The organism is Vibrio sp. Vb1026 (assembly GCF_033338745.1).
Taxonomy (GTDB): domain Bacteria; phylum Pseudomonadota; class Gammaproteobacteria; order Enterobacterales; family Vibrionaceae; genus Vibrio; species Vibrio alginolyticus.
In genome coordinates, this window is the sequence record NZ_JAWOTH010000044.1 from 1 (window position 1) to 2,911 (window position 2,911).

General features: G+C 40.8%; 3 protein-coding genes. All 3 read right to left on the bottom strand.

All coding sequences use genetic code 11. The annotated features are described in order from the left end of the window. Nucleotides 1–185: 185 nt before the first annotated feature. Nucleotides 186–686: a hypothetical protein gene (locus tag R7E47_RS23910; RefSeq protein WP_318085119.1), complete on the bottom strand. Its 501-nt coding sequence runs from the start codon at nucleotides 684–686 to the stop codon at nucleotides 186–188. A 174-nt stretch (nucleotides 687–860) separates the two neighbouring features. Next, the gene (locus tag R7E47_RS23915) at nucleotides 861–1,457 is read right to left on the bottom strand and encodes a class I SAM-dependent methyltransferase (RefSeq protein WP_021707498.1); all 597 of its coding nucleotides are present in this window, start codon (nucleotides 1,455–1,457) and stop codon (nucleotides 861–863) included. Nucleotides 1,458–1,601: 144 nt separating this feature from the next. Next, nucleotides 1,602–2,768, bottom strand: a complete 1,167-nt coding sequence (locus R7E47_RS23920; RefSeq protein ID WP_029811084.1) for a DUF4062 domain-containing protein — start codon at nucleotides 2,766–2,768, stop codon at nucleotides 1,602–1,604. Nucleotides 2,769–2,911 lie beyond the last annotated feature (143 nt).

Sequence of the window (2,911 nt, forward strand, 5' to 3'; positions counted from 1 at the left end):
TACCAAACAAACAGCTGCCAAATTTTGAGCTAAGAAACATGATTTTGATTGCTAGCTTTTTCTGGCGACTAACGCCCAGTTAAGGGGTGAAGCACGCAATGACCAAGCCGCTGCATGGCACTTCAACACCGAAATCACCGCATACTAAAAATGCCACGCGTGCTGAATCCCTCTTGAACTGTTTGTTAGCTCGCATGGCTACGTGCCAGCTCTTCGTTGTCCCAAAGAACAAAGTATGCATTACTCGGGAAGTCTTCATAATGCTCACCTTGGGAGCCGACTAATGAGCCTAGTTTTTGGCATTTATACACTTGCATCCATTTGCCCCTTATTTTTACAAACAAGAGACCATTTTGATCCTCATGGATAGCGCGAACATTACTAGATGGCTTCCTTGTGTAGATCCACCAAATATAGGGAAAAGTAGCTTCACCTGTTATGGCTAACTTTAACATTTTTGTTTGTAGTTCACGTAATGTCATTTGAGGTGATTCTGTAACTATAGTTTTTGCAATGCGCAGCGTTACAGGACAGTCCCAACCATTATACAACTGAATATTTGAGCGCATAACCGTTGTTCCGACCGGATGACTAGAACCTAAAACCCAAGGCTTTGCTTCACCATAGCTTGAAGCTAACCGGCACCCTTTACTTCCAACTAAGCCAGTTAAACCTACACTTTTCACTGCTTGGTTCCACAGTGAATTCAACTCTGAGTTCAAACTCGAACCTCCAATGAGAGCTAACGCCCTGTTAAGGGGTAAGCAACGCAATACAAAGGCCGCCGCATACCACCTTAATCACTTAAACCAACGCATAGTAAAAATGCCACGCGTTGCGAATCTGCCTTAAACGCTTTGTTATGTACGTTTCACCGCGACCACGGAATATGTATGCCAATGCTTCATTTTACCCAATGAAGTTTTCGCTTTTTCATCACGTTCAAAGAACCTGACTATTTCAAAATCTGAGAATAAAGCCTTTACTTCTGATTCCGATAGCGGTGTTGTAGGACTACGATAGTTGTGAGCCCAACTGTCTTTGAAACCCATGAAGTCACCAGCAAACACCCCACCGATTTCAATTGAAGATTTAATGTTGATCCAAGTCGATTCAAATTGGTTTGGGTCAGCGAAGAACAAACTGGAATTTGCGATAACTACACCAGATTTTGGATAGTCGAACGACTCAAACGAAGACTCTGCAATATCCACTAATGGCTTTGACCCAAATCTGTCTCTGCAAATAGCGACCGAATCAGGATTAATATCGAAGCCATGAACTTGAAAACCCTGTTGCTCTAGGTATTCGATATCACTGCCTGTTCCACAACCACAGTCAGTAGCTACTTTGAGGTTTGACTCATTTAGTTGCGCTGCAAATTCAGTGCGTTTTGAATGTGGGCGAGACAGTGCCTTTTCGTAGTACTGCCGCCAAATTTCAGCATTTTCATCCATAAATTTCTGATTTTCCATAAAAGTACATAGCGCCCTGTTAAGGTGTGAGCAACACAATACCGAAGCTTCCGCATACCACCTTAGACACTAAACGCAACGTATAGCAAAAATGCCACGCGTTGCGAATCACTCTTAAACAGTTTGTTATACAAATTCTACGTCATCGTCTTCTAACGACGACTCTTTGGCTTCAAATTCATCTTTGTTATACAGATCATCAAAAGACTTATTTACTTTTCTTGCAGCCATCGGACCTCGGAATGAACTTTCACTAACAGCCTCTATAATTGCAGAACGAGACTCTTGGTTTAATTCAACAAAGCTCCCCCACTCTAGCGCTAAGTCCTGATACAAGCGATATGGAAATCTAGTTTCATAGAAAGTGCCATCGGAACGAATTAACGCTGCACCAGAACGATTTACAATACTTCCGCCTTTACCCGGTATTTCCTTGACATCTACAATATCTGCGGAGCGAAGCAAATCATCCCAAGTGCAATTAGACAAGATAATATGGTGGTAGTCTTGTATTTCAATAGAGCGAACAAAGTCAATCAACCTGCGAAACCTAATTGCACCACTCGCAGTGAGCCTTAGATCTGGAGTTTGTATAGAACTCATTACTGCTGCTTTCAAGTCTGCAATTTGATTAGCAAAATAATCAATTCTCTTTCGTTCAGCCTCTTTATTTCTTTGTTCATGTAACAACCGTTGAAATAGGGATGACCATTGACTACTTAAATATTGATTGATGTCCTCTACTTTTGAAAAACCATTAACACTATTACCCTCTGTTCTATGCCTTAGGAAATTAATAAACTCAAAAATATATTTTGCACTTTCAGGCTTTTCAATTGAAGGGAACTTTATATGGTCTATAGCTTCACTATTTTTATTAGTTTCGTACACTAAGTGATCGTGAAGAACTCGATCATCTACAAAAGTAAAAACTGGAATATTATCTTCAATTGCCTTACAAATCTCCAATTGTGTTACTGAGAGTTTTTCTTTCATTTGAAGCACACTGGTACTCTTACTCTTTTCATTCAGCGCGTCAAAATCGATGCCATCAAATGCAGCAGGAACTCCTTTACCGCCAAATCGAGAACCTATTATTAAAACGACCACATCACAACCAGATACTTCTTGGATACAGCTCTTATGGGTATGCTCTCGTGGATCATATAGTACTTCCATATAGTCACTCATCACTGGGTCATGACCCAATTGCTTCACGTAACTGCGTACTTGTGACCTAACTATACTCAAGTCGTAACAAGTTGAAGAAACAAATACTTTTAACCTAGCCATTTATTTACTAACTCCTAATTTTCTGATTTGTATAACGCCCTGTTAAGGGGTGAGCAACGCAATACCGAAGCCGCCGCATACCACCTTAAACACTAAAACCAACGCATAGTAAAAATGCCACGCGTTGCGAATCCCTCTTGAAC